This window comes from Haladaptatus sp. HS23, from assembly GCF_056892285.1.
Genome location: NZ_JBXGLH010000007.1, coordinates 146,319 through 169,586, shown reverse-complemented (window position 1 = coordinate 169,586; position 23,268 = coordinate 146,319). Strand labels below are relative to the sequence as shown.

27 protein-coding genes are annotated in these 23,268 nt (G+C 62.3%); 15 read left to right on the top strand and 12 right to left on the bottom strand.

What is annotated here, in order from left to right:
- Window positions 1–117 precede the first annotated feature (117 nt).
- The 4 genes from AC1XDK_RS18950 (at window position 118) to AC1XDK_RS18935 (ending at window position 4,416) form a co-directional block, all read left to right on the top strand.
- A complete protein-coding gene (locus tag AC1XDK_RS18950; protein ID WP_483351526.1) occupies window positions 118–774 on the top strand; it encodes a helix-turn-helix domain-containing protein in 657 nt (218 codons plus the stop codon).
- A gap of 114 nt (window positions 775–888) precedes the next feature.
- On the top strand, window positions 889–2,610 hold the full coding sequence (locus tag AC1XDK_RS18945; protein ID WP_483351525.1) for a thiamine pyrophosphate-binding protein: 1,722 nt from the start codon (window positions 889–891) through the stop codon (window positions 2,608–2,610).
- A 68-nt stretch (window positions 2,611–2,678) separates the two neighbouring features.
- Window positions 2,679–3,644 carry an NAD-dependent epimerase/dehydratase family protein gene (locus AC1XDK_RS18940; protein ID WP_483351524.1) on the top strand — a complete coding sequence of 322 codons (966 nt, stop codon included), beginning with the start codon at window positions 2,679–2,681 and terminating at the stop codon, window positions 3,642–3,644.
- Window positions 3,645–3,723: 79 nt separating this feature from the next.
- Complete coding sequence (locus AC1XDK_RS18935; protein ID WP_483351523.1) at window positions 3,724–4,416, top strand: YqjF family protein; 693 nt, start codon at window positions 3,724–3,726, stop codon at window positions 4,414–4,416.
- Between the two features lie 16 nt (window positions 4,417–4,432).
- Here AC1XDK_RS18935 and AC1XDK_RS18930 read toward each other — a convergent pair whose 3' ends face one another.
- Window positions 4,433–5,026 (bottom strand): HD domain-containing protein, encoded by a 594-nt coding sequence (locus tag AC1XDK_RS18930; RefSeq protein ID WP_483351522.1) that lies wholly within the window; start codon window positions 5,024–5,026, stop codon window positions 4,433–4,435.
- A 193-nt stretch (window positions 5,027–5,219) separates the two neighbouring features.
- On the opposite strand from AC1XDK_RS18930, the gene AC1XDK_RS18925 reads away from it, so the two are divergent.
- Window positions 5,220–6,164, top strand: coding sequence for a DMT family transporter (locus AC1XDK_RS18925; RefSeq protein ID WP_483351521.1), 945 nt, complete (start codon window positions 5,220–5,222; stop codon window positions 6,162–6,164).
- Between the two features lie 54 nt (window positions 6,165–6,218).
- Here AC1XDK_RS18925 and AC1XDK_RS18920 read toward each other — a convergent pair whose 3' ends face one another.
- Window positions 6,219–7,493 (bottom strand): M24 family metallopeptidase, encoded by a 1,275-nt coding sequence (locus tag AC1XDK_RS18920; RefSeq protein WP_483351520.1) that lies wholly within the window; start codon window positions 7,491–7,493, stop codon window positions 6,219–6,221.
- 99 nt (window positions 7,494–7,592) lie between these two features.
- Between AC1XDK_RS18920 and AC1XDK_RS18915 the strand changes: the two genes are divergently transcribed.
- Window positions 7,593–8,075, top strand: coding sequence for a VOC family protein (locus tag AC1XDK_RS18915; protein ID WP_483351519.1), 483 nt, complete (start codon window positions 7,593–7,595; stop codon window positions 8,073–8,075).
- Window positions 8,076–8,111: 36 nt separating this feature from the next.
- On the opposite strand, the gene AC1XDK_RS18910 is transcribed toward AC1XDK_RS18915, so the two are convergent.
- Genes AC1XDK_RS18910 through AC1XDK_RS18895 form a run of 4 tightly spaced genes read right to left on the bottom strand, consistent with a single transcriptional unit; the run spans window position 8,112 to window position 12,802 of the window.
- The gene (locus tag AC1XDK_RS18910; protein ID WP_483351518.1) at window positions 8,112–8,825 is read right to left on the bottom strand and encodes an ABC transporter ATP-binding protein; all 714 of its coding nucleotides are present in this window, start codon (window positions 8,823–8,825) and stop codon (window positions 8,112–8,114) included.
- Window positions 8,825–9,577, bottom strand: a complete 753-nt coding sequence (locus AC1XDK_RS18905; RefSeq protein ID WP_483351517.1) for an ABC transporter ATP-binding protein — start codon at window positions 9,575–9,577, stop codon at window positions 8,825–8,827. The genes AC1XDK_RS18910 and AC1XDK_RS18905 overlap by 1 nt, the downstream gene beginning before the upstream one ends.
- On the bottom strand, window positions 9,577–11,550 hold the full coding sequence (locus AC1XDK_RS18900; RefSeq protein ID WP_483351516.1) for an ABC transporter permease: 1,974 nt from the start codon (window positions 11,548–11,550) through the stop codon (window positions 9,577–9,579). The genes AC1XDK_RS18905 and AC1XDK_RS18900 overlap by 1 nt, the downstream gene beginning before the upstream one ends.
- 1 nt (window position 11,551) lies before the next feature.
- Complete coding sequence (locus tag AC1XDK_RS18895) at window positions 11,552–12,802, bottom strand: ABC transporter substrate-binding protein (RefSeq protein ID WP_483351515.1); 1,251 nt, start codon at window positions 12,800–12,802, stop codon at window positions 11,552–11,554.
- 292 nt (window positions 12,803–13,094) lie between these two features.
- Here AC1XDK_RS18895 and AC1XDK_RS18890 point away from each other — a divergent pair, with 292 nt between their 5' ends.
- The 3 genes from AC1XDK_RS18890 (at window position 13,095) to AC1XDK_RS18880 (ending at window position 14,976) form a co-directional block, all read left to right on the top strand.
- Window positions 13,095–13,817, top strand: coding sequence for an EthD domain-containing protein (locus AC1XDK_RS18890; RefSeq protein ID WP_483351649.1), 723 nt, complete (start codon window positions 13,095–13,097; stop codon window positions 13,815–13,817).
- A gap of 70 nt (window positions 13,818–13,887) precedes the next feature.
- Entirely contained in the window at window positions 13,888–14,412 is a 525-nt protein-coding gene (locus AC1XDK_RS18885) for a DUF192 domain-containing protein (protein WP_483351514.1), read from the top strand.
- A gap of 78 nt (window positions 14,413–14,490) precedes the next feature.
- On the top strand, window positions 14,491–14,976 hold the full coding sequence (locus AC1XDK_RS18880; RefSeq protein ID WP_483351513.1) for a GNAT family N-acetyltransferase: 486 nt from the start codon (window positions 14,491–14,493) through the stop codon (window positions 14,974–14,976).
- Between the two features lie 98 nt (window positions 14,977–15,074).
- Here the strand turns inward: AC1XDK_RS18880 and AC1XDK_RS18875 are convergent, their stop codons facing one another.
- Genes AC1XDK_RS18875 through AC1XDK_RS18865 form a run of 3 tightly spaced genes read right to left on the bottom strand, consistent with a single transcriptional unit; the run spans window position 15,075 to window position 16,938 of the window.
- Window positions 15,075–15,443 (bottom strand): hypothetical protein, encoded by a 369-nt coding sequence (locus AC1XDK_RS18875; RefSeq protein WP_483351512.1) that lies wholly within the window; start codon window positions 15,441–15,443, stop codon window positions 15,075–15,077.
- Between the two features lie 57 nt (window positions 15,444–15,500).
- Window positions 15,501–16,316 carry an alpha/beta fold hydrolase gene (locus tag AC1XDK_RS18870; RefSeq protein ID WP_483351511.1) on the bottom strand — a complete coding sequence of 272 codons (816 nt, stop codon included), beginning with the start codon at window positions 16,314–16,316 and terminating at the stop codon, window positions 15,501–15,503.
- Between the two features lie 55 nt (window positions 16,317–16,371).
- Complete coding sequence (locus AC1XDK_RS18865) at window positions 16,372–16,938, bottom strand: response regulator (protein ID WP_483351510.1); 567 nt, start codon at window positions 16,936–16,938, stop codon at window positions 16,372–16,374.
- 199 nt (window positions 16,939–17,137) lie between these two features.
- Between AC1XDK_RS18865 and AC1XDK_RS18860 the strand changes: the two genes are divergently transcribed.
- From AC1XDK_RS18860 to AC1XDK_RS18850, 3 genes are all read left to right on the top strand, one after another.
- Window positions 17,138–17,431, top strand: coding sequence for a hypothetical protein (locus AC1XDK_RS18860; RefSeq protein WP_483351509.1), 294 nt, complete (start codon window positions 17,138–17,140; stop codon window positions 17,429–17,431).
- A gap of 252 nt (window positions 17,432–17,683) precedes the next feature.
- The gene (locus AC1XDK_RS18855) at window positions 17,684–17,974 is read left to right on the top strand and encodes a hypothetical protein (RefSeq protein WP_483351508.1); all 291 of its coding nucleotides are present in this window, start codon (window positions 17,684–17,686) and stop codon (window positions 17,972–17,974) included.
- A 70-nt stretch (window positions 17,975–18,044) separates the two neighbouring features.
- A complete protein-coding gene (locus AC1XDK_RS18850; RefSeq protein ID WP_483351507.1) occupies window positions 18,045–18,587 on the top strand; it encodes a SprT-like domain-containing protein in 543 nt (180 codons plus the stop codon).
- A gap of 35 nt (window positions 18,588–18,622) precedes the next feature.
- On the opposite strand, the gene AC1XDK_RS18845 is transcribed toward AC1XDK_RS18850, so the two are convergent.
- The gene (locus tag AC1XDK_RS18845) at window positions 18,623–18,985 is read right to left on the bottom strand and encodes a DUF7344 domain-containing protein (RefSeq protein ID WP_483351506.1); all 363 of its coding nucleotides are present in this window, start codon (window positions 18,983–18,985) and stop codon (window positions 18,623–18,625) included.
- Between the two features lie 62 nt (window positions 18,986–19,047).
- Window positions 19,048–19,494, bottom strand: a complete 447-nt coding sequence (locus tag AC1XDK_RS18840) for a universal stress protein (protein WP_483351505.1) — start codon at window positions 19,492–19,494, stop codon at window positions 19,048–19,050.
- 154 nt (window positions 19,495–19,648) lie between these two features.
- On the opposite strand from AC1XDK_RS18840, the gene AC1XDK_RS18835 reads away from it, so the two are divergent.
- The 3 genes from AC1XDK_RS18835 (at window position 19,649) to hemG (ending at window position 22,417) form a co-directional block, all read left to right on the top strand.
- On the top strand, window positions 19,649–19,960 hold the full coding sequence (locus AC1XDK_RS18835) for a winged helix-turn-helix transcriptional regulator (RefSeq protein ID WP_231186889.1): 312 nt from the start codon (window positions 19,649–19,651) through the stop codon (window positions 19,958–19,960).
- Window positions 19,961–20,096: 136 nt separating this feature from the next.
- Window positions 20,097–21,146 carry a ferrochelatase gene (hemH, locus tag AC1XDK_RS18830; RefSeq protein WP_483351504.1) on the top strand — a complete coding sequence of 350 codons (1,050 nt, stop codon included), beginning with the start codon at window positions 20,097–20,099 and terminating at the stop codon, window positions 21,144–21,146.
- Window positions 21,143–22,417 (top strand): protoporphyrinogen oxidase, encoded by a 1,275-nt coding sequence (gene hemG / locus AC1XDK_RS18825; RefSeq protein WP_483351503.1) that lies wholly within the window; start codon window positions 21,143–21,145, stop codon window positions 22,415–22,417. Before hemH ends, hemG begins: the two co-directional genes overlap by 4 nt.
- Here the strand turns inward: hemG and AC1XDK_RS18820 are convergent, their stop codons facing one another.
- Window positions 22,418–23,239 carry an ABC transporter permease gene (locus AC1XDK_RS18820; protein ID WP_483351502.1) on the bottom strand — a complete coding sequence of 274 codons (822 nt, stop codon included), beginning with the start codon at window positions 23,237–23,239 and terminating at the stop codon, window positions 22,418–22,420.
- Between the last annotated feature and the right edge of the window lie 29 nt (window positions 23,240–23,268).

The following is a 23,268-nucleotide window of genomic DNA, read 5'->3' as shown; positions in this document are numbered from 1 at the left end:
GGTGTAGTAGGATAACGAATGCGCACAAATATTCATAGTCTTTTTAACCCTGTATTGCGAATTGCTAGCAGCTAGCAAGAGACATCGATTCCGTCATCGGAATCGGGAGTGGTCGACATGATAATCGTGGAATTTCGGCTCGATTACCCGATCCTCCGTGAAGCGTTGCGCGTCGTCCCCGAAATGAAGATCACGTGGGAACGGTCGGATCGGACGGAAGAAGGTCGCCATCAGATACTCTTCTGGGCGGAGAACGGCGATTTCGACGCTTTCGAGGACGGCTTCGAAGCGGACCCGACCGTCGCGGCCTCGGAACTCGCCATCGAAATCAGCGACCAACGGCTGTACCGCGTCGAATTAAAGGACGAGGGACAACGAGCGAGCATCTACCCGGTTCTACTCGACGAGGCGAGCGTCCTTCAACACGTCACCGCGACGCATCGCGGGTGGGAGTTTCGCGTGGCGTTTCCCACCAAGGAGGGATTTAGTCGCTTCTGTGAGCACTGTCGGGACCACGAAATCGGGGTCGTGCTACACCGATTCTACGAAGAACGAGGGAGTCTGGACACTCCGCAGTTCGGACTGACCGACCCCCAGCGGGAGACCCTGATAACGGCCGTCGACTGTGGGTATCTGGAGATTCCGCGGGAGAACTCGCTCGCTGAACTGAGCGACCGGTTCGACATCTCCGAAACCGCGGCGTCGGAACGCTTCCGTCGGGGAGTGAAGACGCTCATCGAGTGTACGATGTATCCGGACGAAGAGCGAACGTAGTCCCATCCGGCGTCCCGGTGCGAAATTTCGAACTCGCACCGGAAACGATGTATTGCATCTTCGACCGTGATAATCGACAGAACCAAGGGACGGGAGCGGGTGGCTTTCAGTGACATGACAGGCGTTGACGGCAGCGAGGGGGAGACGACGAGCGAAGCGTTAGTTTCGGTCCTCGAATCGCTGGGCGTGGAGTACGTGTTCGGCTATCCGGGCGGGCGCGTCATCGAACTGCTCGACGACCTTCCGGAATCGAGCGTGGACGTGGTTCGCCCGCGCGACGAACGCGAGGGAAGCGTGATGGCCGAAATGTACGGCCGTCTCCACGGCAAACCCGCGGTGCTGACCGGGCAAGGACCGTGGATAGGAAGCCTCGGCGTCATCGGCCAGATGGAAGCGCGACTCGCCTCCTCGCCGATGGTCGTCCTGACGGAGGCGAGCGAGCGCGGCGACTACTCGACGCTCGCCCCGTATCAGCAGTCGCGCGGCGACTACGGCGGCCTCTCGCTCCCGAAGATTTTGGACGGCGTGACCAAGGAACACTGGTTCCCGCGCACGCCGACAGAAACCGTACGAAGCGTCCAACTAGCGTTCAAACACTCGACGGCGGGCCGGTCGGGGCCGACCGCCGTCATCCTCGACGGGAGCGCGATAACGGGGACAGTCCCCGAAAATCCGATGCCGCCCGTCTGGGACAGCGAGGAGCAGGTTCGAAATTGGGACTCCAAGCCGACCGACCGGGACGTAACCGCGGCGGTCGATGCGCTCGAATCCGCGGAACGACCCGTCATCGTCGCCGGAAACGGCGTTCACTCGGCAGGGGCCTACGACGAACTTCGGGAGGTCGCGGAGGCGTACGACGCCGTCGTTACGACGTCCTACCTCGGCAAATCGACGATTCCCGAGACGCACGACCTCGCGGCGGGCGTCATCGGATCGTTCGGCCACGAAGGCGCGAATCGGGTCGTCAGCGAGGCCGACACCCTGCTCGTCGTCGGATGCCGGATGAACCCCATGGACACCAACTGGCAGGCTCCCTCGTTCATCCGCCCGGACGAACAGACCATCATCCACGCCGACATCGATACCCGCAACGCGGGGTGGGTGTATCCCGCCGACGTGGGACTCATTGGCGATGCGAAAGAAAGCCTTCGGGCGCTTTCGGACGCCGGAAGCGCCGACAACGACTGGGCACACGAGCGGGCCGAGACTGCCAGAGAATCGTTCTTCACCGAGAAATACGAGAGCGACGCCTCGCCCATCAAACCCCAACGCGCGGTCAAGGAAATCGAGGCGATGGTGGACGAGGAGACCATCGTCACGGCCGACTCGGGCAACAACCGCTTCTGGTTGCTGAACTACCTCCAGACGCCCGCCGTCCGAACCTACTTCGGGTCGGGCGGCGTCGGCGGGATGGGGTGGTCCGCACCCGCCGCCGTCAGCGCCGCCATCACCACCGACAAGGACGTCATCGGCGTCGCGGGGGACGGCGGCTTTACGATGACCATGACCAGCGTCGAAATCGCCGTCGAGAACGGCGTCGCCCCGACGTTTGTCGTGTTGAACGACACCAGCCTCGGCATGGTTCGCCAGATGCAGGAGGAGGACGGTGACATCGCGGGCGTCGAGTTCCACGACACGGATTTCGTCAAAGTCGCCGAGGGCTTCGGCGCGGACGGAACGAGAGTGACGACGCCGGACGAACTCGCCGACGCGCTTCGAGCGGGAAAGGAGAGCGACCTACCGTTCGTCATCGACGCGCGTATCGACCGCGAGGAGGACATGGTCGAACAGCTAGAATCGTCGTTCTACGCCGAGACGGGCGGGCTACACGAATAACCCGGTTCGAACCCGGTCACGAAAAAACAGGAAGAAAGCCTTTTCCTGTCGCCACGAGATGCCGAATCATGGCGCAAAGCGAGACGGTGCTCGTCACCGGCGGGACAGGCTTCATCGGGTCGTACACGGCGAAGGAACTGCTCGACCACGGTCACGACGTGGTCGCATACGACCTTTCGACGGACACGCGTATTTTGGAGAAACTCGGCATCGCGGACGACGTCGAAATTCGACGGGGCGACATCACCGACTCGACGGACGTGTACCGCGCGATTCGCGAGACGGGAACCACGCGAATCGTCCACCTCGCCGCCCTCCTCACGACGACGGCGCGCGAGAACCCGCGCCTCGCCATCGACGTGAACGTTCGCGGCACGAACACCATCTTCGAGGCGGCACGCACGTTCTCCGACCAAGTGGAACGCGTGGCGTGGGCGTCCAGCGCCGCCGTGTTCGCCCCGCCCGCGAACTACGACGACGGTTGGGTGACCGAGGACGACCTCGTGTACCCCGACACGCTCTACGGCGCGAGCAAGGAGTTCAACGAACATCAGGCGAAGGTGTACTTCGAGGACTACGACCTGTCGCACGTCGCACTCCGACCGACCGTGGCCTACGGTCCGTACCGCGAAACCGGTGGCTCCGCGTTCCTCGCGAACATCATCGAAAAGCCCGCGCTTGGCGAACCGTTCAGCGTCGAGTACGGCGACCAGGTCATCGACTGGCAGCACGTCGAGGACATCGCACAGGCGTTCCGTTTGGCGGCGTTCACGCCGGACGAGGAACTCGACCAGCGCGTCTACAACGTGCGGGGCACCGTGGCGACGATTCGGGAGGCCGCCGAGACGGTCAAGAAAATCATGCCCGACGCCGACCTCGAAGTCTCCGACGAGGGCGAACTCCCGTGGACCCAGAAGCTCGACATGACCGCGATCCAGGAGGATTTGGGCTACGAACCGCGCTACGACTTGGAGAGTGGCTTCCGCTCGTACATCAACGTTCTCCGGGAAGAGAACGGGTTGGAGACGGTCTGAGGGGACAACTGAGCGACGGTCTGAAGGGAGGAATTGGACGACGGAACTGCTTTTGGCGACTGCTTCCGATCACTTCCTAATGCTCGGTATCGAGATGGGATGGCGACGACTGCTGTTCGCCAATTGGCCGGTCGAACCGGAAATCGTGGAGAGGGGACTTCCCGAGGGGCTTCAGGTCGATACGTACGACGGGAACGCGTGGCTCAGCGTCGTTCCATTCACGAACGTCGCGGTGCGTCCACGGGGACTCCCCGCCGCTGTCGGCGTGTCCCTCCCCGAACTCAACCTCAGAACCTACGTCACGGTGCCGGGAGAGGACCGACCCGCGGTGTTCTTCTACAGCCTCGAAGCGGACGGCCCGCTGTCCGTTCTCGGCGCGCGTCTCGCCTTCGGCTTACCGTACTACAACGCGAACATCGGCATGGCGGAGCAGGACGGGGGAGTTCGCTTCCGGAGTCGGCGCGTTCATCCGGGCGACCAACCGCTGCGGTTCGACGCGCGCTACGAACCGACCGGCGGGCGACTCGACGCCGACCCGGACTCGCTGGCCGCGTTCCTCACCGAGCGCTATCGGTTCTACGTCGGCGGGAAAAACGGAAAAATCGGCTACGCGAACGTGGACCACGACGTGTGGTCGCTCCGTCCGGCGACGGTCGAGTTCGGCAAGAACGAGATTTTCCGCGCGAACAACTTCGCCCACCCGGACGGGGACCCGGTCTGTTACTACAGCCCCGGCGTGGACATCGTGTCGTCCCGTCGAGGGTGGCTCTGAGACCGATTTCGTCGGGTCACTGCGTCTGGCTGTACTTTTCGACCCACTCCTGCAGCGTGATACCCATCGCCGACTGGGTGATGGCGTTCGAACTCGCCGAGTTCGCGCTCTTGACTAATTCGGCTTCCAGCGTGCGCGTCGGAATCTCGCCGAGGAAGTGCGGAATCGCGCGCTGGACCGAAATCGGGCAGCCCACCTCGTGGGCCAGCGCGTACCCCGACAAGGAGTGTGGAATCTCCTCGGTGGCGTAGGTCGGGTCGGGGTCGAGCAACTGGTCTTCTTCGGCGAAGTCCACGTACTCGTAGCACTTCCCGACGTCGTGCAACAGACACGCTGCGATGATGGCGTCCTCGTCAGGGTCGGCCCCGTGGAACTCGCGCTGTACCTCCGCCGAGCGCATGGCGATGCGCGTCACGCCGCGAACGTGCTCAACGTTCGTCTTCTCGTGGATGTTCCACGCGTATGGGATGTCCTCGACGTCCTTCCACCCGCCGCGTTCGAGGGCCAGCACCCACACCTCGATGACTTTTTCGCGCAACTCGTCGCTCTCGATGGACTGGAGTTCGGGATAGGCGGCCTCGACCTGCTCACGGTAATCCGGCGTGCTCATGCGGGACGTGTTTCGCTCGGGAGACCGTAATGGTTCGTGATGACGAACCGAGGATGGGAGCGGACGGTTCGAGGAGATGGGTCGGTTTCGAACAGCTCGGTTTTCTACCGAATCACACCAAAACTAGGAACGATTCGTCGAATTCGCGTTTCGCATCGAAACCCACCTAAGGGCCACCGACGAGATGTCGGTAATGGCCAACCGTCGCGACGTCGTTCTCTATCTCGCGCTCGCCACCGCCTGGGGGACCGCGTTCCCCGCGACGAAGGCGGCGCTCGCCGGGTTTCCGCCGATATTCCTCGGTGCCGTCCGCTTCGATTTGGCCGCGTTCGTCCTCCTCGCCGTCGCCGCCGCGTCCGGGCGCTCCCTCCGACCCCGCGGATGGGGGGACTGGACGCCCATCCTCGTCGGCGGCACCTTCAACATCGGCCTCCACCACGCGCTCCTCTTCGCCGGGCAGGAGTACGTCACGAGCGCCGTCGCATCGACCCTGCTGGGTCTGGTCCCGGTCCTCACGCCGGTCGTCACCTCGGCGTTCCGCCCGGAGGAGTCCATCTCGGCACGGGGAGCCGTCGGCGTCCTCTTCGGGTTCGTCGGGGTGGTCCTCATAGCGAACCCGAGCGCGGGTAGCTTCTTGAGCGATATCGGCGTCTGGTTCGTCCTCGGTGCCGCCGTCGCGTGGGTCGTCGGGGCCGTCTTCACCGACGAACGGGACGCCGGACTGTCCGGTCTTTCTCTCCAGGCGTGGATGCTCGTGGTCGGCGCGCTCGCCCTCGACGCCGCGGCGCTCGTCGTTCCGGGGCAGGGGTTCGCCGCCGCCGCGCCGACGACGAGTTCGTTCGGGTGGGTGCTCTACCTCGCTGTCGTTCCCGGTGCACTGGGGTTCCTCGTCTACTTCCGCCTCCTCCACCGCCTCGGGCCGATAGAGATGGGACTCATCGAGTACGTCATTCCCCCCTTCGCCGCCGTCTTCGGCTGGCTCGTCCTCGGGGAGGGTCTCACCTCGACGACGGGCGGCGGCTTTCTCGCCATCCTCTGTGGATTCCTCCTCGTGAAATGGCCGCGGGTCGTCAGTGGGATTCGGGGCTATGTGGATGGGCACGCTGCTGGAAGTGTGGAATCTTCGAAGGCCGACTGACCGGGGACAGAATGGAACGATAGGGAGAAAAACGGTCGCTCGACTCGGGTCGTCTCAGTAGTCGATTCGAGTGATTTCCTCGACGGGCCACTGGCTCAGAATCTCGACGCCGTTCTCGCGGACGACGACCATCTCCTCCACGCGGACGCCCTGCCGGTCCGCGGGTTCCATCGTCTCGACTGCCATGGTCATTCCCTCCTCGATTTCGATGGGGTGGTCCGGCGAGATGCCGCGCCAGATGAGCGGCACTTCGTACAGCTGAAGACCCAAGCCGTGCGCCCAGTGGTTGGTCGTCATCTGCCAGTGGTCGGTGGCGTCGTACCAGTCGGCGTGTTCGCCCTCCATGTCGGGGAAGCCCTCACAAATCTCGTCCGTCGTCGCGCCGGGTTCGATGCGCTCCAGCACGTCGTAGAGGTTGTCGCGGGCGGTTTCGTAGGCGTCCTGCTGGGCCTGTGTCGGTTCGCCCATGCTGAAGGTCCGGTAGTAACAGGAGCGATAGCCCATGAAACCGATGTTGTAGAAGTCGGCGTACACGATGTCGCCGGGGCGGATGATGCGGTCCGTGGTGTTGGCTTGGTGTTTCGGCCACGTGTTCGGGCCGGAGGTGACGTAGCCGCCCTGCACCATCGCGCCGAGGCTCCAGAGCTTGCTGCTGGCCTCACCCCAAACCTCGGACTCCCGGATGCCGGGTTTGGCGGTTTCCGTGATGCGCTGGAAGCCGGCCTCACAGAGCGCGGCGACCATTCGTAGGCACTCGATTTCGTCGCGCGTCTTGACCTTGCGGGCGCTCTCCATGACTTCCGCGCATTCCTCCGTGCGAACGTCCACGCCGCGGTCCTCGAACTTCGAGATGAGCGGAGCGTTGCCGATGTCGATGCCCATCGGTTCCTTCGCCACGCCGTACTCCTCCATCGCCTCGTAAACGAGTCCCGCCATCTTGTCCTTCAGCCAGCTGCGGGCCGAGTCGCGCCCGGATGCACGCGGGACGTTTCCGAGTCCGGGGCAGGCATAGCGGATATCCGAAATCCACGGGCAGTTGAACTTCTGGTTGCTCGCGTGGTCCGCCGTGTCCCAGTGGACGATGTCGCCGTCCTCGGTCAACAGGGTGTAGTGGTCAGCGCCGGACCCGCCAGTCATGGCGAGGCCCGTCACGTAGCGGACGTTCGGGTCGTTGATGAGGAGCATGCTCCCCAATCCCGCCTCGCGCATTCGGGTGAGGACGCGCTCCTTGCGCTCCTCGCGCATCCGCTGCATGTCGATTCGTTCCTCCCAATCGACGCTCATCGTTCCGCGCGTCCCTTCCATGAAATCGCGTTGATAGAACCCCATGCGAAACCGTACACGGAGCGACGTTATGTAATTTCCCGAATCGTCCGTGATGGATTGTCGCCTACACGTTCAAGGGGGTCCGTTTCTTCGTCATGGGCAATGGACACACACGACACGCCCATTCGAGTGGACCACGTCGGCATCGCCGTCGAATCCATCGGGAGCGCCGAACCGATTCTGCTCGCCCTCGGTTGCGAGCGACTTTCGCTCGAAACCGTCGAGGAGCGGTTTCGCTGGGCCTACTATCGGTTGGGCGACGCCTCCCGACTCGAACTCATCGAACCGATAGCCGACGACACGTTCCTCACGGATTTCCTGGACCGCCACGGACCAGGATTACACCACGTCACGCTCGAAGTCGCCGACATCGATTCCGTCATCGTATCGCTCCGTGAACACGGGATACGCGTCATCGACCGGGCCGAGTTCGACACGTGGACCGAGGCGTTCGTCTCGCCGCGAAACCCGACCGGCGCGCTCTTTCAGTTGATGGAGTACCACGACGATTACCACGAAAATCGGCGTCCGCCTCGGGAGTTGTTCGTCAACGGACGTCGGGTTGGCGAGGGGGCTCAGGAATAAGGTGGAGTTCAGGAGGAGGATGGGATACGGAATCACCTACGCGCTGATTCCGAGATGTCTGTCCAGCAGTTCCTCGTTCGCTTGCAACTCCTCGGGAGTCCCTTCGAAGACGATTCGTCCCTGGTCGAGGAGATACACCCTGTCGGCAAGCGAGAGCGCGACGGCCACGTTCTGCTCCACGAGGAGTACCGTAATTCCCTCCTCGTTCAGGTCGCGGATGAGCGCCTCCACGCGTTCGACGATGAGAGGTGCGAGACCCTCCGTCGGTTCGTCCAACATGAGCAAATCCGCGCCACAGACCAGCGCCCGGGCGATGGAGAGCATCTGCTGTTCGCCGCCGGAGAGGTCGGTGCCGCGACTGTCCTCGCGTTCCCGTAGGTTCTCGAACGCGTCCGCGGCAAGGACCTCTTCGACTGATTTTCGCCGCGCGCTGTCGTTCCCGCCGAGCGCGCCGACGGAGAGGTTTTCACGGACCGAGAGGCCGGGAAACACCCGTCGCTCTTCGGGTACGAGCGCGATACCGTGCTTGACGGATTCGACGGGAGAGCAGCCGGTGATGTCCTCGCCGTCGAACAGAATCGTGCCCGACGTGGGCGTCAACGCACCCGTAATCGAGCGAAGCGTGGTCGTCTTCCCGACACCGTTTCGGCCGATGAGGGCGACGACTTCGCCCTCCGGAACGTCGAGCGAGATACCCGAGAGTACCTCCGTCTCGCCGTATCCCGCGCGCAGGTTGTCGATGGACAGCATCAGGTCCGAACACCTCCGAGGTACGCCGCCTGCACCTCGTCGTTGGCCGCCACCTGCGCCGGCGTTCCGGTCGCCAGTTCGCGTCCTCGGTTGAGCACCGTGATTCGGTCCGAGACGGTCATCACGAGGTCGATGTCGTGTTCGATGAGCAACACCGTCCGGTCCGCGAGGACGTCGTCGATGAGTTCTATCGTCGCCCGCGTCTCCTCCACGCTCATCCCCGCGGTCGGTTCGTCCAACAGGACGACCCGCGGGTCCGTGGCGAGTACCAGACCGATTTCCAGTCGACGTCGGTCGCCGTAGGCCAGCGCGGAGGCGCGTTCGTCCGCTCGCTCGGTCAGTCCGATTTGTGCGAGGACTTCCTCGACGCGCTCCTCGACCGCCGGGAAGTCGTCCGTCGGGTGGAATAGCCGTTGTCGCGGGGAAAACGTCTGCCCGGACTGTGCGGCCAGTCGGACGTTCTTCCGGACGCTGAGGCCAGCGAAAACGGTCGTTATCTGGAACGACCGCCCGATACCGTGGCGGACGCGTTCGTGCGGCGGGAGTCGAGAGACGTCCTCGCCCGCGAACGTGATGGTTCCCGAGGTGGGAAACAGCGCGCCCGAAATCAGGTTGAACAGCGTCGTCTTTCCGGCCCCGTTCGGGCCGATGACGCTCCGGAACTCGCCCGCCTCGACGGCGAGATTCACGTCGTCGGTGGCGACGAGGTTCCCGAACTTCCGGGTCAGGTCCGCGGTTTCGAGGAGCGTCATCAGTTACTCACCTCCGAGTCGGGGTCCGCGACCGGTTCGGAACCGCCGCCGGTCTCGTCGTTAGTGTGGCGAGAAATCATCGCTGGCACTGAGACGAGACCCTCGGGCACGTAGATGACGAAGAGGACGAACACGACGCCGAGGATTCCCTGCCACTGTTCTGTGAACGACTGCAGGAGTTCCTGCAGGCCGAAGAAGACGCCCGCGCCTATCATCGGCCCGTACAGGGTTCCCATTCCGCCGAGGATGGTCATCACGATGACCTCGCCGGAGTTTATCCACGCGAAGACGGACGGCGAGACGCCGCCGGTGTGAATCGCCGATAGACCGCCGGCGAGGCCAGCCAATCCGCCGCTGACGACGAACGCGCGACGCTTGTAGGCCGTCACGTCGTAGCCGATGAACGAGGCGCGCTCCTCGCTCTCGCGGATGCCCTGTAGCACGCTTCCGAACGGCGCGTTCATCATCCGTCTGGCGAGCAGGTACGACCCGATGACCGCGGCGAGGACGAAGTAGTAGTACAGTTCGATGTCGCCGAGGAGGGACACGTCGCCGACTTCCGGCCCGCTCACGAGTCCGTACACCGGGTCGAATCCGAACAGGCCGTCGCTGCCGCCCGTGAAGCCGACCTTCTGGACCAGTTGGAAGAACAGTTCCGCGAAGCCGAGGGTAATCATCGAGAAGTACACCCCGGAGACGCGAATGGAGAGGTGGCCGACGGCCCACGCGACGATGGCCGCGACGACCATCCCGACGCCCAAGGCGACGAAGACGGACGGCATCCCGTGTTCGACGGTGAGAACGGTGCTGTAGGCTCCCAATCCGAAGAAGAGGACGTGGCCCAGCGAGACGAGTCCGGCGTAGCCCATCACGAAGTCGAGGCTCAACGCGAACAGCGCCCAGACCAACGTGGTCAGGAGCAGCGAGTTCACCTCGTAGGAGGTGTAGAGGACGCCGATTCCGAGCGGTGCGAGCGCGAGGAGAGCGACGACGAGCGCGCCGAGACGGAAGCGCGTTTGGCCGTCCAGCACGCCGCCACCGCCGCCGGTCAGCAGTTCGCCGCCTCCGTCCGAGGACTCCCACTCGGGGTTGCCGAACAACCCCTGTGGTCGGACGAGCAGGACGCCGATCATCAGCAGGAAGACGACCAAGCCTTCGAGGTTCGGCAGGAACGCATCGAGTCCGAACGGCGGACTGCGGAGGAACGTCTCGATGAGGCCGACGCCGAACCCGCCGATGACTGCACCGCGGAAACTGCCCAATCCGCCGAGGACGACGATGACGAAGGCAGGGATGATGACCGAGTTGCCCATCCCCGTGTTGACGCTCTGTTTCGCGCCGAGGACGATTCCCGCCAGCGCCGCGAGGAACGCCCCGAAGGCGAAGACGAGCGTGTAGTAGCGGTCGATGTCGATTCCGAGGTGGCGGACCATTTCGCGGTCCTGTGCGCCCGCACGAACGACGAGGCCGAACCGTGTGTGGTTCAACAGGAGCCACGTTCCGACGGCCATCACGACGCCGATGGCGATGACGAAGAAGTTGTACTTCGAGTAGCTGAACCCGAGCAGGTCGACGGGACCGCGGAGGAGCGGTGGCTGTGCGAACTGCTTGGGGTTGTCCCCCCAGACGAACGAGATGACGTCCTCGAAGATGAGAACCAACCCGAACGTGAGAAGGATGTGGTACAGCGGGTTTCGCCCGTAGAGCGGGCGGATGGTCCCCCGCTCGATGACCGCCGCGATGAGTGCGACGAGCAGCGGCGCGACGAGCAACGCGAGCCAGAACACGCCGCCGCCGGTGCCGACGGCGACGATGGCGACCGCGAGGTACGCGCCGAGCGCGAAGAACTCGCCGTGGGCGAAGTTGATGACGTCCATCACGCCGAAAATGATGGAGAGGCCCGCCGCTAACAGGACGTACACCGCGCCGATGGTCAGGCCGTTCAGAAGTTGTTCGAGGAGTACCCCCGCCATATCAGAGCTGGCAGCCGGTTTGGTCACACGACGGTATCGCGTCGTCGCCGCTCACCTTCTCGATGAGTTTCACGTCGGCCATCGGACCGCTCTTGAAGACGTTCTGGCCGACCCAGACGGGGTTTTTCGCTTGATGGTCACAGCTCCGGAACTCGTTTTGCCCGAACAGGGACTGCATCTTCAACCCCCCGAGCGTGTCGACGACGTCGTCGGGGTCGGTGCTTCCTGCCTCTTTGATACCGTTTGCGACCATCCGGATTGAGTCGTATGCGACCCGCGCGAAGTTGCCGGGTTCGCCATCGTTGGCCTTCTTGTACGCCTCGACGAACTCCCGATTGTCGCCCGAGTCGATTTTGGGGACGTACCGGGTCCCGCTGTAGACTCCGTCGGCCTTCTCGCCGAGTGCCCCGCGGATGACTTGGAACGACCCCGTCGTCGTCATCACCTTCTTCTGGTCGGTGAGGCCCTGTGCGTTCGCCTGGTTGAGGAACTCGATGAGGTCGCCGCCCGTCGAACCGACGACGACGACGTCGGCGTCCGAGTTTTTGATCTGGCTGATGAACGAATCGAAGTTCTTCGCCCCCAACTTCGCCTTCGTCACGCCCGCTTCGGAGAAGTTCGCGCTCGAATCCTTCATCCGCGAACGCCACTCGTTCAGCACGGAGTTCCCGTAGGCGTAATCAGCGATGTGGAACCAGACGTTGCTCCCGAGGTTGTTCAGCGTCCACTCGGAACACGCCTCCGCGATTTGGGCCGTGTTCGTTTCACAGCGGAACACGTACTTGTTGCAGTTTTTCCCCGTAATGGGGATGGCCGCCGCACCGGGAGAGTAGAGTACGCTTTCGCTCTTCGCAAACTCGTTGAGGCTCAGTGCGACGGAACTCGAAATCGCACCCATGACGAACGACGCTTCGTGCTGTTCGACCAGTTTTCGCGCCGCCTGCTGACCGGTCTCGGGGTCAGCCTCCGTGTCACCGTACTGCGCGTCGATGGTGAAGTCGTATTCGTCGCTGTCGTTTATCGTCTTCACCGCCAGTTTCGCGCCCTTTCTCTGTTCCTCCGCGAGTCCCGCGTACGGCCCGGTCATCGGGTTGAGAACCCCGTACTTCACCGTATCGCTCCCACCGCCGCCGCCACCGATGTCACCAAGACAGCCCGCGACGCCCGCGAGTCCTCCCGCCCCGACAGCGCCCAAAACGGCACGCCGAGTCGTTCTGAAACCGTCCGTCTGCCCCGGATTACTGTCAGCCATGCCAACAAGGAGCAAAGGATACATAATAAATGATTGTGTATCCATGAGTGAACGTTTTCGCTGTATGTAAGCGAATAAATATATTTACTCGAAGGCGAGAAACACGCCGAAGGCGTCGGGTTCGTCGCTCACTGGGACCCCTCTCGTCAGCGGTCAGCGGTCCGATGGAGAAAATCGCCGGAAGCGAGGGACCGAACACCGGAAACGATGGTGTTGAATTCGGGGACGAAAGTCGCCCGAGGCGACATGCTTCGCGCCTTTTATCACAGCACGGACTGTGCCCTCGAACGAGATGTACAAGCACGTTGCCCTGTTGGTCCGAAAGGACGACATGAGCCACGAGGAGTTCGTGGAGTATTGGCAGAACAACCACACGAAAATCGCCCGTGACATCGAGGGCGTCGTCAAATACGGCACCGTGCTTCCGGTGACGCCCGAAGCCGCCGAGTTCGACGGCCTCGCCGAACTGTACTTCGAGGACTTGGACGCGCTCCACGACGCCCTCGGCAGCGAGGGAAGCCGCGACTACGACCCCGAGAAAGGGAAGGCAAAGGAAGCCCGCGAGGATGTGGACAACTTCCTCGCACTGGAAAAGCGTCCGCGCTTCATCGGCGAAATCGTCACGCAGAAGGACGACGTCGGCGGTGAGACGGATGGCCTGTACAAACACTCCGCTTTCCTCGTTCGCAAGGAGGGAATGACCCACGAGGAGTTCGTGGACCACTGGCAGAACAACCACACGCCCATCGCCCGCGAAATCGAGGGCGTCGTCAAGTACGACACCGTCCTCCCGACGGACCCCGAGAACGCCGAGTTCGACGGCATCGCGGAACTGTACTTCGAAGATTTGGACGCGCTCCACGACGCCCTCGGCAGCGAGGGAAGCCGCGATTACGACCCCGAGAAAGGGAAGGCAAAGGAAGCCCGCGAGGACGTGAACAACTTCCTCGCACTCGAAGAGCGCCCCCGCTTCATCGGCGAGGAGACGGTGCAGAAAGACGAGACGAAGAACTGAGCCGAGGAGCGGAGCGGAACACGGCGGACTACACCACGAACTTTTGTCGGTCGCGCCCGTTTCGAGAGGCATGCGTGTGAGTGCGGTCCTCTCGGTCGTCTGTCTGCTCGTGTTAGCTGGCTGCGTCGGGGGTGGGTTCGGAAGCGACGGTGGAAACCAAGGTACGCATACGACGACGAAGGTCGAGGAAACCGCCAAGGCGGCGTTCGTCACTGGATCGAATCGAACGACCGTGAACCTCGAAGTCGCGAACTCCCCCGAAGAACGCGAACGGGGACTGATGTACCGGGAGTCGCTGGAGAAAAATCACGGGATGGTGTTCGTTTTCAATGACCCGGCGGTCCAGTCCTTCTGGATGAAGAACACGCTCATCCCTCTCGACATGGTGTTCGTTTCGGAGAACGGAACGGTCCTCAACGTCGAACACGCGGACACGCAACCGAACGCGAGCGACAGCGAGTTACGGAGCTATCAAAGCGACGGCGAGGCGAAGTATGTGGTCGAGATGCGACAGGGATTCGCGGACAGGGTCGGGGTCGAACCGGGAACGAAACTCGTGTTCGAAGCGTCGCGACCGAACGTCGAGGAAAGCTGACTTTTCCTTCTGCAACGGAGTTTGTGATTCAACGTCGTTACCACCGGTCACGGTAAACGAACTGCCGGGGGAATACCAATGGAGATTCGACCAGCGAGCGAGGAGGATTTCGAACCGGTCCGGAGCGTCGCACGACGTGCGTGGAAGGAAGCCTACGAAAACATCGTGGACGAGGAGGCCATCGATGGAACGGTATCGTCCTGGTACTCGGACGAGTCCCTATCGGCGGCAGTCGAGAAACCCGGAACCGTGTTCCTCGTGGCGACGGGAGACGACGAACTCCTCGGCTTCTGCCACGCGGTCTGTCACGAGGACGAAGGTGACTTGCTCCGTCTGTACGTCAACCCGGACCGCTGGGGCGACGGCATCGGAACCGCGCTTTACGAGCGGTTACGGAGCGATTTTCGAGACATCAACATGAAGCGAATCAGGGCGATGGTACTCTCGCAAAACGGCATGGGAGCCGAGTTCTATCAAGGGTTCGGGTTCGAGAAAACCGACGAGGCGACCGTCGAAATCGGTCCCGAAGAGTACGACGAGTCGGTATATACCGTCGCGCTCTGACGCGGCCCGAGAACACAAAGCATTTATCGGATGGCCGTCAAGTTCTGCTCACCTCGGGTAGGGGTACACGAGGGATTCCTTTATCACCACGTCGACAGCTACCGCTCTTTCGACCAGTCGTCTTCGAACAGTTGATACGCGCTCGCGAGGTTGAACAACAACTCCCGCGTCGCTGCGCCCGCATCGAGTGCCCGCGCTGTGGCGTGAACGACCTGTGAATACTGTATCGTCGCTTCGTCAACCGTCGAATGGTCGGCACCGAACTCCCCGTGGGAAAACGACGCGCGAACCGCCGCCCGCTGCTGTCGTTCGACGAGTTCGAAGAGTCGCCAGTAGTCCACACCGGCACGCCGCGCGTCCACCATCGCGGCGAGCAATCGACATTCGAACCGCCGTTCCGGTGATTCGGTCGTCTCTTCCGTCAGTCCGAGCGCCGTTACTATCTCCGCTTCCTCCTCGTCGGCCATGTCCAGAGTCTGTGAACTCCACTGCTTTATCATTACGGATGGACTGGTCAGCTTCCGTTACTTTTCGGAGTTCGGTTCCAGCGAGAGTCGACGGAGGAACGTCCGAATTTCAGCGTACGCGGCCCCGTACTCGTCGCGGAGCACGCAGTGGCCAGCGTCGGGGATGTGAACGAGCCGTCCGTCCGACAATCCGTCGGCACGGTCGAGGTCCGTCACCCTCGTCTCCGGGTCGGCGTCGGCCTTCAAAACGAGCGTCGGACAGTCGATGTCCGGGAACGCCGCTTCGAGGGACGGGTAGCCCTCCCGCGGAATGGCCGCGATTTCCGGACGACACTCGGTACACGCGACCGCGTGGCGTCGCGCCAACGAGGGTCCGTACTCGTCGTGTTCGGCGACGAGTTCCCGCATCGAGGAGTTTTCCCACTCGCGGACCGTCTCACGGACCATCCGCTCACGTTCCTCCGGGGTGGTATCGGGCGGACCGTGCATTCCGGCGGGGTCTTCGAGGACGACGGCACGGGGAAGTGTCGGATGCATCGCGGCCGTCCACGCCGCCGTCGAACCGCCCATCGAATGCCCGACGAGGACGGGATTTTCGAGCGACAGTTCCTCGATGAGGGCGACGAGGTCACCGACTCGGTCCTCGATTCCGTAGCCCGTTTCTGTGGCTTCGGAGCCGCCGTGGCCGCGTGCGTCGTAGAGAACCAATTCGAAATCGTCGGCGAGGTCGGCCGCCAACCGTTCCCAGCAGCGACCGTTGCTGTAAAAGCCGTGTGCCAAAACCAGCGTCGGGCCGCCGCCGGTGCGATAATACTGTAATTCGGCCCCGTTTACGCGGGCGGTGTTCGCCGTCCATCCGTCTGGAAGGTCCATACTGAAAGTGCCGTAGCGAGTGTAAAAAACGCCACCGGCGTCAATCGGCGGTTGCTTACTCGAGGTCCCGAAACGCTCCGACGAAATCGTCGTGATGCTGTAAGTTCTCGCGGGAGTCGTCGACGGTCTCACGGAGTTGGTCGGCCTCTTGCCGGAGTCGCTGGTACCTCTCGTTATTCAGCAAGTTATCTTCGTCTTTTTCGATTTCGAGGATGGCCAATTTGGACACGTGAGAGAAATACGTCTGCATTTTTTCATCGTACTCGACCCGCGTCAGCATCCCCTGAACGGTCGTGAAGAGGTCGTCTTTCGAGACGGGTTTGACGAGGTAGTCATCGAACCCCATGTCGATGATGTCGAAATCGGGTTTGACGGCCGTAACCATCACGACGCGCGAGTGGAGTTCCCGGCTCCGAAGTTCCGAAAGCACTTCGTCACCGGAGAGGCCGGGCATCCGACGGTCGAGGAGGACGATATCCACCTCGCCGTCGAGCAGTTCCAGCGCTTCACGGCCCTCGTATGCCCGTCGGACGTCGTAGGAACTCTCTAACCACGTCGCATACAGATCCGTAACGTCTTCCTCGTCGTCGACGACGAGAATTGTTGGTTCGTCAACAACCATGGTTGGTCCCGGTGTCCCCGTTTTCTCACGAGATAGGTTCGTTAATGAACGATTCGCGATAGCATCTTTATATCTTGTGGTTATGGAATCTATGAATAACTCGACGATGGTCTCGTACGGCGATTCTTCTCTACGTTTATCAGAACCGAAATAAATAACACCGACGGCACCCAAGGGGAGATTGGTATGTCGAACACCAGTGGTCGTTTTTGCCGGACGCTCCGGCAGTAACAGTACCCCTTACGAACGATTCGAGCGGCTTATCGAACTACCTCCCAGTGCAAAACTCGTCTACCGGGTCCTCGAAGAGGACGCACCGATGACACAGAAGGGGGTGCGCAACGAGGCGCTCTTACCCGCCCGGACGACGCGAGATGCATTGATGAAACTGAAAGATGGGAACCTCATCGAGGAGCGACTCTATCTTCCCGACGCGCAAAAACGGTTGTACGCGCCACTCGAAATAGAACGGCCGGACGGCGCCATGGAGTGACGAACGCGTCACGGTGCCGCCGAAAGATGGAGTATCGAACATAACCACGGGCGATTTACGCAGTCACGGTCGACGGACGCTGACAGTGCGTCCGTAACTGCTGGTCGTCAACACGCCCCCTCATCATACTCATCATTTAAATGGTATTTTCCGATAGCCCACCTGTTGCGTTATATTGCGAGGTGGTACTGACAACTTCACTCAGCCACCGACCCATTGATACCCGTCAATCGCGTTCGATAGCGTGAGAAAATGATGACGGACAAGTACGACCGGTGGCGTCCCCGACGACCGCGATTCGCTGCGGCGGACATCCGGCGAGAGCACGCACGACGAAGGCTGTATAGCCGACTGTACGCCGAAATAGAGTCGCTCCATCGGCGTCTCGCGGAAGCAGAAGAGAGAATCGAACGCCTCGAAGCCCAGCACGAGCGTCGTGAACGTCGAATCAGGTCGTGTTCGATGTGCGGTCGAGTCGCCACACGGTCCGGTCCCGATGCCCGCTGTCCGTACTGCGAGACGGGGGAGTTGGAGCGGGTGTAGCGAGACGGCGGAACGCGACCCGGTACGAAGACGGACACGCCTATAGTGCGCCGATTCGAACCGTCCGTCGATGGAACCGGAATCCCGCGGAGAACTGCTTTCTGCGGCCGAACGCTACGCCGAGACGGTTCCGATAGCCGTCGATTCCGACGCTATCGACTGGGAGTGTTCGGACCGGGCGGTTCGTCGGGCGGGGGCGTGTCTGTACGACCGGACGACGGGACGGGTGACGGTTCGGTTGACGTGGGACGCCTACCGCTCGTTCGGGTGGGAGGAGTTCACGGGCACGATTCGACACGAGTTGATACACGCGTGGGAGTTCCAGCAGTTCGGCGAGTCCGGACACGGCACGCGGTTCGGCGCGAAAGCGGAGGAACTCGACGCACCGCGTCACTGTCGGTCGTTCGCGGACGCGCGACTCCGACTCGTTTGTTCGTCGTGCGAGTGGGATGCACGCCGATTTCGTGCATCGAAAGCGGTCAAACGACCGGAACACCGACGGTGTGGGAGTTGCGGAGCGCGCTACCGAGTCGAACACGTAGAGAGCGGACGATGCTGGCGAACGCACGCCGGGTATCTCGTCGCGCGACGAAAGCTGGGCGACGACTGGTAGCGAGATGCCAGGTGAAAGGGAGAGGAACGTCGGAGTTACTCCGAAATCGACTCGATGAACGAGAGGAGTTCCGAGAGGGGTTCCGCGTTCTCTTCGGGGACGAGCGTCCCACTGGGTCCGTCGGGTGCCGAGAGAACGTCGGCGTCGTCCAAGATGGCGATGTGTTGCTGATAGAACGTCGTGTAGACTGTGGTCCGTTCGTTCGTGGTCCGGTCGGGGCCGAACTCGCGGGACGCGACCTCGTCCACGAGCGTCCGCATCGGAATGACGTCCTCCACGTCGGCCATGATGACGATCGCGTATCTGCGGCGCTCGACACGGCAGAGGTTGAACAACTCGTCCAAGGACAGCGATATCGCCGACGAGACGGGTTGTTGGCCGAACAATCGTCCGAACATTCATTCGACTGTCAGTGGAGCTCCACCTTACCTGTTGTGATTCCGAGAAGAGAGGAGGACGCCTACTCGGTGACGACCGTAACGGCACCGTCGAAGTCGAGGATAACCGCCTGCGTTCGGTCGCCGAACAGGGCTTTCCCGGTTGGGGAACGCTTCCGCCCCGCGAGGAACACGTGGTCACAGTCCAAATCGTCTGCCGAGTCAAGAATCTGGTCGCGTTCGTCGCCCACGCGCCCGACGGCGTCGTATTCGACGTCGACGCCGTCGAGGACTTCCCGCCCGATGTCCTGTGCGAACTGTCGGGACCCTTCGAGTGCCTGCCCGGCGGTGTAGGAGCTTTCGAGGTTTGGAATTCGCTCCAGCGACGTGCGCGTTTCCTCGTACTCCTCGTTGGTCGTGACGTGGAGCAAGACGAGTTCCGCCCCGACGCCTGCTGCCAATTCCCCTGCCTCTCGAACGAGTTCTTTCGCCGATTCGGATGCCTCGACGACCGCAAGTGCCCGTCTCATACCAAATATTGCCATAGACGATGGATAAATAAATTACCTTTTGATTGCGTTCGATTTGTCGTCCGGTGGTCGAAAAGGAGGTATCATTTCGTTACGTGGTTGGAATACGAACCGATTTATACCCTCGCGGAGTGGAACGGAACGAGAACAACGAATGTCCGAATCCGTCGAGAAAAACGTCTGTCCGGTGGTCGAATCGGTCGAGCAGATCGGGTCCCAGTGGCGCTTGGTCGTCCTCCACGATTTACAGGACGGGGAAAAGCGGTTCAACGAACTCAAGCGCTCGACGGGGGCGAGTTCGCGGACGCTTTCACGCGTGTTGGACGACCTCGGCGAGATGGGGTTCGTCAGTCGCCGCACCGAAGAGGACGCGCCGATAGCGACGTACTACAGTCTCAACGAGAAGGGTCGCTCGCTCTGTCCGATTTTCGAGGAACTCGAACTGTGGGCCGACGAATGGCTGTGAGCCACCTGGGTAGAAACCACTAGCGCGTCGTCGACGAGGAGTCGTCGGAAACGACGGTGTCCGAATCGCAATAAAAAGCGTTCGTCCGCGCACCGCAAACGACAACTATTCGGCGTATCCGTCCCGACTTTCGACCATGACGACTGGCGTCGTGGTACTCAACTTCGGAGAGCCGGACGAACCGACGCGAGAGAGCGTGACCGACTATCTCGAGCGCATTTTCATGAACAACGCCGACCTCGAAGGAGACACAACCGAAGAGGAGGCGCGCCACCGCTCCCGACAGTTGGCCGAACGCCGCGCGCCCGGACTCATCGAGGAGTACGAGGAGATAGGCGGGTCGCCGCTCGACCCGCAAGCGAAAGCACAAGCCGACGCCCTCCAAGCCGAACTCGACGCGCGTGACCTCGACGCGAAAACCTACGCGGGCTTCCAGTTCACCGAACCGTTCATCGCGGACGCCGTGGAGAAGGCACACGAAGATGGCGTGGACGAACTTCTCGGTCTCCCGGTCTACCCGCTCTGCGGTGCCTCGACCACCGTCGCGTCGCTCGAAGAACTCACCGACGCGGTGGAAGCACGCGAGTGGGACGTGCCGGTCCACGAAATCACCGGATGGCACAAACACCCGACGTACAACCGAATTCGTGCCGAGAACATTCGAGCGTTCGTCGACGAGAAGGGCCTCGACCTGACCGACGACGACACCGAACTCCTCTTTTCCGCGCACGGAACGCCGAGTCACTACCTGAACGAAGGCAGTCGGTATGATACCTACGTGGACGAGTTCTGTGACGTGATGGCGAGCGAACTCGGCGTCGAATCGTACTCGCTCGGCTTCCAGAACCACGGCAACCGGGAGATTCCGTGGACCGAACCCGAAGTCGAGGAAGTCGTTGAGGGCCTCGACGCCGAACGCGTCGTCGTCGACCCCGTCAGTTTCATGCACGAACAGAGCGAGACGCTCTCGGAGTTGGACGACGAACTCCGTGAGGAGGCCGAGGAGGCCGGACTCGACTTCTATCGCGTCCCAGTTCCGCATGACGACGAGCGCTTCGGCGGCGTCCTCGCCGACCTCGTGGAACCGTTCGTCGCTGACTTCGACCCCTCCTACTACCAGTTCCGCCAGTGTCAGTGCAAGGACACGCCCGGCACGATGTGCCTCAACGCCCCGTTCGACAAATGACGGTCGGAATCGTCGGCGCGGGCATCACCGGACTCGCACTCGCTCACAACCTCGGACGGACGGGCACCGAATACGTCGTCCTCGAAGCCGACGACGAACCGGGGGGTGTGATTCGGAGCGGGCGCGTCGATGGCTACCTGCTGGAGTGGGGGCCACAGCGACTCCGGCGGACCGGACCGGTCGACGAACTCATCACGGACCTCGGACTGAAGGACGAAGTCATCGAAGCCGGGGACACCGAACTGTTCGTCTACGCGAACGGCGACCTCAGACGCGCACCGTTCACCGTGGAGGAGTTCGGCCACACCGACCTGCTCTCGTGGCGGGGCAAACTCGACGTGTTGGAAGAACCCCAAACCGCCCCGGCGGACCCCGAGGAGACCGCCGCCGAGATGTTCACCCGAAAGTTCGGCGAAGAGGCGTACAAAAATCTCATCGGCCCGCTGTTCGGCGGGACGTACGGTTCCCTTCCGGAGCGAATGCCCGTCAAACACTCCCTGTCCGGCGTGTTGCGGATGGAAGAGACGTACGGCGACCTGCTGACGCCGGTCCTGAAACGCGCCATGGCTAGCGGCAGTTCGGCACCCGCCATGTCCTTCGAGGAAGGCGTCCAACGGCTTCCGGAGGCGCTGTACGACGCTCACCGCGGGAACGTACATCTCGAAACCGCCGTTACCGGAATTCGGGAGAAGGGGGACGGATTCATCCTCGAAACCGACGATGGGTCGTTCAACGTTGACGACGTGGTCGTCACCACGCCCGCCGAGGTGAGTGCCGACCTCCTGTCGGCGCTCACAGAGGGCGCGGAATCGCTCCGGAAGTTGAACTACAACCCGCTCGCACTCGTCCATCTCCGGGCCGATTCCGACCGGGACGGCTTCGGCTATCAGGTCCGCCACGACGAAGGACTCGACACGCTCGGCGTCTCGTGGAACGCGAGCATGTTCGGACGGACTGGAAAGTCCGAAAGCAAAGGAGTTTACACCGTCTTCCTCGGCGGGATGAAGAATCCAGAACTCCTCGAGGGGAGCGACGAGACGCTCGGCGACATCGCGGCGACGGAGTTCGCCAACGTGATGGGAACCGACGCCGAGGTGCTGAGCGTTCACAAACTCCACCGGGGATTCCCGGCATACGACGAATCGTGGGACGCACTGGAGGGATTCGAAACCCCGAACGGAATCCACCTCGCTACCAACTACACCGGACGGATGGGCGTCCCGAGTCGGATTCGGGAGGCAAAGGCGCTGGCGGGGCAGTTGGCGGAGTAACTACTGAATGTCGGCGTTTTCGAACCGCCAGTAACCCAGCACCAGCGGGACGGTTCCCCAAAAGAGCAAGACGCCGAGGGACACCCACGGAGAGAGGTAGACAGGAGGAGAACCGCCCGAAGCGAGTCTGAGAGTCGGGGAAATCGAGGTCCGAAGCAACCCCTCGTAGGCACCGGTCGGACTCAACCGGCGAACGAAGTACGCCCACGCCGGGAGCGGGAACGTCATCATGGAGGTGCCGGTTTTGAAGTAGGCGACGAGATTGACGATGACACCCCAGAACAGTTCGAAGAGGGCGAATGCGCCGACAGCGAGTACCCCAGCGCGGCGACCCGTCGTTGCCGTCCCGGACAGGCCGACGGCGATGGCGACGAATACCACGCCGAGGAGGACCGTCGCGCCCGCGAACAGGACGTACGGTGCGAGCGAGAACTGCCCGGACTGGAGGACGATGAGGACGACGGCGAGCGTGAAACTCGCCACGAGCGGCAGAAACAGGACCGCACAGCGGGCGACGAGTTTGCCATAGAGGACGTCCCAGCGGGAATGTGGCAACCCGAGGAGCAGTTTCAGCGTTCCCGATTCGCGCTCGCCGGCGAGCGCCCGATAGCCCACGAGGAGGGCGACCAGCGGCACCAACGCCCGCGCCGCGGAGAGCAGGTTCAGAACCACGTCCACGGCGGTCCCGGAGTTGTAGGAGTGGGACGTGTAAAAGTACGCATCGCCGACGATGAGGAGGAAGAAGACGGCCGAAACGGACCAGAACGCCTTCGACCGGACGAAATCAGAGAAATCCTTTCGGACGACCAAGCGGAGGGACATACGTGGTCGTGTCGTCAGGAAGGAATAAG